At 60.3% G+C, this 7,268-nt stretch carries 1 protein-coding gene and 2 pseudogenes; 1 reads left to right on the forward strand and 2 read right to left on the reverse strand.

What is annotated here, in order from left to right:
• A partial coding sequence (locus ACIOU6_RS13835) for a beta strand repeat-containing protein (RefSeq protein WP_401137048.1) occupies positions 1 to 5,172 on the forward strand: 5,172 nt, incomplete at its 5' end.
• A gap of 216 nt (positions 5,173 to 5,388) precedes the next feature.
• On the opposite strand, the pseudogene ACIOU6_RS13840 reads toward ACIOU6_RS13835, so the two are convergent.
• Both ACIOU6_RS13840 and ACIOU6_RS13845 read right to left on the reverse strand, forming a co-directional pair.
• Positions 5,389 to 5,619 (reverse strand): annotated as a pseudogene (locus ACIOU6_RS13840) (DUF6124 family protein); the annotation flags it as partial.
• Positions 5,620 to 6,126: 507 nt separating this feature from the next.
• A pseudogene (locus ACIOU6_RS13845) lies at positions 6,127 to 7,268 on the reverse strand (hypothetical protein); the annotation flags it as partial.

Genomic DNA, 7,268 nt, shown 5'->3' on the forward strand with positions numbered 1-7,268 from the left:
ACCTTCGCCTACACCATCACCGATTCGGACGGTGACACCAGCACTGCGAATCTGGTTTTGCAGATCCACAACAACGACGACCCGGTGATCATCAACGGCCTCGACGTCTATGGCGGTGAACTCACCGTTTACGAGAAAAACCTCAGCGACGGCACCAGCCCTGACGCGCCAGCGCTGACCCAGAGCGGCACCTTCACCGTCACCGCACTCGACGGTTTGCAAACCCTCACCGTCGGTGGCATCGCCGTGGTGACCGGCGGCGTCGCCGCAGGTTTCCCACAATCGGTGGTCACGCCGCTCGGCAGCACGTTGACCATCACCGGCTACAACGCGACGACCGGCGTGGTCAGCTACAGCTACACCTTGGTGGATAACGAAACCCATCCCAATGGCAACGGCGCCAACAGCATCACCGAGAACTTCAATGTGGTGGCGACCGATACCGACGGCAGCACTGCCAGCGGCCAGATCAACGTCAACATCATCGACGACTTGCCCAGCGCTCACCCCGATTCGGCGTCGGTGGCGGAGGGCGGCACCGTCAGCGGCAATGTGCTGGACAACGATATTGGCGGCGCCGATGGCCCGGCCGTTACGGGCGCCGTGGTTGGCGTGCGCGCCGGTTCAGATACCTCGACCTCGGCCCTCGGTGGTTTGAACACCCAGATCAACGGTACTTACGGTTACCTGACGCTGGATGCCAACGGCAACGCGGTTTACCACAGCGCGCCCAATGCGGTGAATGGGCCTGGCGCGTTCGATGTGTTCACCTACACCGTGCGCGATTCCGACGGTGATGAAAGCACCACGACCATCACCATCGATGTCTCCAACAGCAAACTGTGTGCGGTCAGCGATACCGACGTCACCGTGTACGAGAAAGCCCTGGACCTGACCAAGGACGGCGCCGACCTGGCCGCCGGTACGGTGACTGGCAGCGATCCGACCAGCACCGGTGAAACCGCGTCTGGCACGTTGGTCGGCTCGGTCACGGGCGCGGTCGGTGCGATCAGCTATGCGCTGGTCGGCAGCGCCATCGGCAGCTACGGGCAGATCGTGCTCAACCCCAACGGCACCTACACCTACACCCTGACATCGCCGGCAACCACCACGCCGCATGCCGACGACGGTGCCAACACCCTGACCGAGAGCTTTACCTATCAGGCCACCGATTCGCTGGGCAACATCGTCACCAGCACCATCGTCGTCAGCATCGTCGATGACGTGCCCAAAGCGATGAACGACAGCAACGCGAACACCGCGTCGGAAACCCAGTTGACGCTGAGCGGCAACGTGCTGACCAACGACGTGCAAGGGGCGGACGTCGTGGCGACCGGGCCGAATGCCGGGCCGATCACGCCCGCCACCATCGTCGGCACTTACGGCACCTTGGTGCTCAACGCCAACGGCACTTACACCTACACCCTGGACACCAATGATGCAGATTTCAAAAACCTGCACGGCGGCGGCAACGGCACCGAAACGTTCACCTACACGTTGACCGATGCCGACGGCGACACCAGCACCGCCAACCTGGTGTTGAACGTCCACAACAACGATGATCCGGTGGTGCTCAACGGTCTCGATGTCTATGGCGGCGAACTCACCGTCTACGAGAAAAACCTCAGCGACGGCACCAACCCCAACACTGCGGCGCTGACCCAAAGCGGCACCTTCACCGTCACTGCGCTTGATGGTCTGCAAACCCTCACGGTCGGCGGCATCGCCGTGGTCACCAACGGTGTGGCTGCAGGCTTCCCGCAATCGGCCGTCTCGCCACTGGGCAGCACGTTCACCGTCACCGGTTACAACCCGGCGACCGGTGTGGTCAGCTACAGCTACACCTTGGTGGATAACGAAACCCATCCGAACGGCAATGGTGCCAACAGCCTCACCGAGAATTTCAACGTGGTGGCGACCGACACCGATGGCAGCACCGCCACCGGCCAGATCAACGTCAACATCATCGATGACCTGCCGACTGCCACACCCGACACAGGTTCGGTGGCGGAGGGCGGCACGGTCAACGTCAGCGTGCTGGGCAATGACATTAGCGGGGCCGATGGCGCGGCCACCGTGGTTGGCGTGCGCGCCGGCAGCAACACCGGCACTTCGGCCATTGGCGGTCTCAACAGCAACATCAACGGCGCCTACGGTTACCTGACCCTGGATGCGGTGGGCAACGCCGTTTACCACAGCAATCCGAACTCGGTCAGCCCACCCGGCGCCACCGACACCTTTACCTACACCATCCGCGACACCGACGGCGATGAAAGCACCACAACCATCACCATCAACGTTGCCGACAGCAAACTCGTGGCCTCGGTCGATCAGGACGTGACGGTCTTTGAGAAAGCCCTCGACCTGACCCAGGACGGCCAGGACCTGGCCCCAGGTACGGTCACCGGCAGCGATCCGACCAACACCGGCGAAACCGCAACCGGCACGCTGGTCGGCGCGGTGACTGGCGGCAGCGGCGCGCTCACTTACACCTTGGTTGGCAGCGCCACCGGCACCTACGGGCAGATCCAGCTCAATGCCAACGGCACCTACACCTACACGCTGACGTCGGCACCGAAAACCTCGCCGAACGCCAACGACGGGGCCAACACCCTGAGCGAAAGCTTCACCTACAAAGCCACTGATGCGCTGGGCAACAGCACCACCAGCACCATCGTGGTCAACATCGTCGATGACGTGCCCAAAGCGGTGGCGTCGGATCGCTCGGTGGCGGCAGTGGAGATCGATTCCAACATCCTGATCGTGCTCGACATCTCCGGCAGTATGGCCGACGCCTCCGGTGTGCCGGGCCTGTCGCGGCTGGACCTGGCCAAGCAAGCGATCAGCGCCTTGCTCGACAAATACGATGACCTGGGTGATGTGAAAGTCCAACTCGTGACCTTCAGCAGCAGCGCCACTGACCGCACCACGGTGTGGGTTGATGTGGCGACGGCCAAGACGCTACTGGCGGGCCTCAGCGCCGGTGGCGGCACCAACTACGACGCCGCCGTGGCGACCATGCAAACGGCGTTCAACACCGCAGGCAAACTCACCGGGGCGCAGAACGTCGGCTACTTCTTCTCCGATGGCAAACCCACCACCGGGCAGGACATCGGCACGGCTGACGAGACCGCACTCAAAGCTTTCCTTGATGCCAACAACATCAAGAACTACGCGATCGGCCTGGGCAGCGGCGTGAGCAACGCCAACCTCGATCCGCTGGCCTATGACGGCATCAGCCACACCAACACCAATGCGGTAGTGGTCACTGATCTCAATCAACTCAACTCGGTGCTGTCCGGCACCGTCGAAGGCGCGCCGGTTACCGGTTCGTTACTGGGTGAGGGCGGCAGCTTCGGCGCTGATGGCGGTTTCATCAAATCCATCGTGGTCGACGGCACCACGTACACCTACGATCCCAAAGCGCTCAGCGGCCAGGGTTCACTGACTGCCACCGGTGGCGTCAACCACGGCACCTTCAACACCGTAAACAACACGCTAAGCATCGCCACCAACAACAGCGGCACGCTGGTAGTCAACCTCGACACCGGCGACTACACCTACACCTCGCAGAAAACCACCACCACTGTGATCACCGAGAACATCGGCTTCACCCTCAGCGATAACGACGGCGACCTCGCCAGCTCAACATTGACCGTGAAAGTGATCCCCAACGCACCTCCGGTGGCGGCGGACGATCACGTCATCACCAACGTGCTGTCGAGCAACATCGTGGTGCCGGGTGAACTGCTGCTGGCCAACGACACCGATCCGAACGGCGACACCCTCAATGCCACACCGACCACCTTCAACACCGGTTGGGTCGCCAAGGGCGCGGACTTCACCGGCACGGGGGCAATCACCTTCAATGGCACCAGCAACACCGCCGCCAACCAGAACCTGGCCGACGTGCGCAACTCGTTCGCGGCCAACACCGCCGCGATGACCGCTGTACTGGTGGTCAGCGGCTACCTCGGCGCGGTGACCAACGCCAATGCCAACGATGAAGACCTGATCACCGTCAAACTGAAACAGGGCGAGACCCTTAACCTGGATCACAACCTGGCGGCCGGGCACATCACCATGGAGTACTCGCTCAATGGCGGCGCGTTCGTGAGCATCGCCGACGGCGGCACCATCACCGCCAGCGCCGATGGCACCTACCAGATCCACATCACCAATATCACCAACACCAGCGGTGGCAACACCAATGCCGCGGAAAACTACCAACTGACCATGACGGTCAACTACGCCGGGGCCCACGATCTCACCCCGGACTACCACGGCACTTACACCGCCAACGACAACCACGGCGGCAGCGACACCGCCGCCGTGACCATCAGCTATCAGGATGGCCACACCCTCACCGGTACATCGGGCGATGACATTCTGGTGGCCGGCACCGGCAACAACATCCTCAACGCGGGCGACGGCAACGACGTGCTCACCGCCGGTTCCGGCAACAACGAACTGCATGGCGGCGCGGGCAATGATTTGCTCTACAGCGGCCCGGGCAACGACCTGCTCGACGGCGGCACTGGCATCGACACCGCCAGCTACGCCCATGCCACCGCCGGGGTCACGGTCAACCTCGGCCTGCTCGGTGCGCAAAACACCCTCGGTGCCGGCACAGACACGCTGACCGGCATCGAAAACCTCGTCGGTTCGAACTTCAACGACACCCTGACCGGCGACAACAATAACAACGTGATCAATGGCGGCTTGGGCAACGACACCCTCAACGGTGGCGGTGGCGATGACCTGCTGATCGGCGGCATGGGCAACAACACCCTGACGGGTGGCTCGGGTGCCGACACCTTCCAGTGGCTCAAGGGCAACAGCGGCCACGACCTCATCACCGACTTCACCCCCGGCACCGACAAGCTTGATCTGTCACAACTGCTGCAAGGCGAAAACGGCACCACGGCGTCCCTCGACGACTACCTGCACTTCACCGTCACCGGCAGCGGCGCCTCGGTACTCACCACCATCGACGTCAGCGCCCTGGCCGGCGCCACGCCGAACCAGACGATTGATCTGGCCGGCGTCAACCTCGCCAGCCACTACGGCGTGACCCCGGGGGCGGGTGGGATGATCGCCAGCGGGCACGACACAGCGACGATCATCAGCGGCATGTTGAATGATCATTCGTTGAAGGTGGACACGGTGTGATCGGCATTTGATAAAAGCCCTGAAACGACAAAACCCGCCGCCCCGGTTGAACGGGGCGGCGGGTTTTTTCTGCCTGGAGACATGTGTTGCCTGGGAGTCAGCCTTCAAAGGTTTGGCGGTGTAGCAAAGACTTGTGATCGACACAGATCCCTGTGGGAGCGGGCTTGCTCGCGAAGGGGTCAGAGCTGACGCGGAATAAATCAATTTACGTTTGAGTCAGTCCGGCAATTCCAGCTGATCCAGCGCCCGATTCACTGCCGGTTCGGCCAGCATCACCACTTGGGCAATGCCCTGCAACGTATGGCGGTGCGGCGTCTCCAGCCGTCCAGCGAAATCACTGAGCATCACGCTGGCCGAGGCCATGGACTCGCAGGCATTGGCCAAAAGGTCTGTGGTCTGCCTGTCGGGGGCAACCATGAACATCGTGCTGGGTTGGCGCGAGGGGGGGCGGGTTGGGTGTTGGTTTGATCATGGTGAACCTCCTAGAGTCGACGGAGCCGCCACATTTCGCTGCGATGCGAAAAAGGAGGTGGCAGCCATACGCGGGCCGCAGACCGGGACTCTAGAACCGGCAGACCTGAAGGTCTCCCACGTACAGCCGCCTTAAAACGAGAGGTGGGTGTTGTGCGTCCAGAGATCGCCGGGCAGCGAGACCCGGTCACAGATTGGTCAGCGACCGGCAAACAATAGAACCCGACCCCAAGGCGCACAAACCGGCGGATTCTGGCGTAGCGGTAGGTAGTTACGCAAGAATGTGTAGCCTGATTACGAGTCTTGCCGTGTAATTTAAACGTTGGCGTTTAAAGCAAAAGATCGCAGCCTGCGGCAGCTCACCCGTTTATTTGGAGCTGCCGCAGGGTGTGATCTTTAATCTAGTTGCTTATTCAGTAGTAAATAAATACACCCCCCTTTTCCCTAAATAAATGCGTCACCTTTTTATATTTGCGTTATTCATTAAACGGAAAGGGTAAGGTTGTCTATGAGGAGTTGATAATATTCAACGTCAAATCTTTTTATTTTTTTTCCAGCCGGTGCTGAATAGATAAAAAAATTAGAGGCTGCGTCAAAAAATACACTTTCGATAAATTCGTTTTGCTCATCGTAAAACGAAACTGATCCTCCCGGGGTAAGTGGGTTATCTGATGCGCAATCAAATTCTATTTTCTTCCATGCAGTGTTCAAATCGAATCTCGCACTTTTTCTGGAAGGACGTAAGTGGACATGTCTCCCCTTAATATGTGGAAATACTGTGGAGGAACTTCGGACGGTTACCGGTCCTTCCAGTACGGTTATTGATAAGTGCGGTAGGGTAAAAACATGTCCGTCCCCGTATTTGCCGTCTGTGAGACTCTCAAAATCCTCAGTTACAATTGACATCACTGTCAAGTTGCGCACGTTAGAATACACCGGGCTTACCGCATACAGCGCCTTTGCATATAACCGGCGACCACCCTCCGGTACGGTGATGGTTTTCTCCCAATCGCCTGTCGTTGCATGGGCGGGCGCAGAGCCTTTGGACACGGCAGACGCACCGTTGCCATCAAAAATCTCGACGGTCTGGCCTTTACTTGCCTTGCCTTTGAGTTTCAGCGTGGTGCTGACGGTGGACGTGCCTTCCGGCACTTCTTTATCGTTTTCATCCAGCACGTTGACCAACGTCGGGACTGTTGCGGCCGTCACGGTCAGCATCCTGGCTGCCGACGTCGCACCCGAACCATACAACGCCTTGGCGGTGAAGCTGTGCGCCGCCACGCTCAGCCCGGTTACGGTTAATGTCCAGATCCCTGTTGCTTGATCGGTGTCGGGTTGACCTTTGGACGTGGTGCCGTCGAGCACCTCGACTTTCTGGCCCTTCGCGGCGCTGCCAGTCAGGATCACGGCCGTTTCCACGGTGGTGCCGTTATCGGGGATTTCCACGCCGCTCGGCGAGCCTTTGACCGAGGTGATCGTCGGGACTGTTGCGGTCGTCACGGTCAGCATCCTGGCTGCCGACGTCGCGCCCGAACCATACAACGCCTTGGCGGTGAAGCTGTGCGCCGCCACGCTCAGCCCGGTTACGGTTAATGTCCAGATCCCTGTTGCTTGATCGGTGTCGG

This window comes from Pseudomonas sp. NPDC087615 (assembly GCF_044743445.1).
GTDB classification, from domain to species: Bacteria; Pseudomonadota; Gammaproteobacteria; order Pseudomonadales; family Pseudomonadaceae; genus Aquipseudomonas; species Aquipseudomonas baetica_A.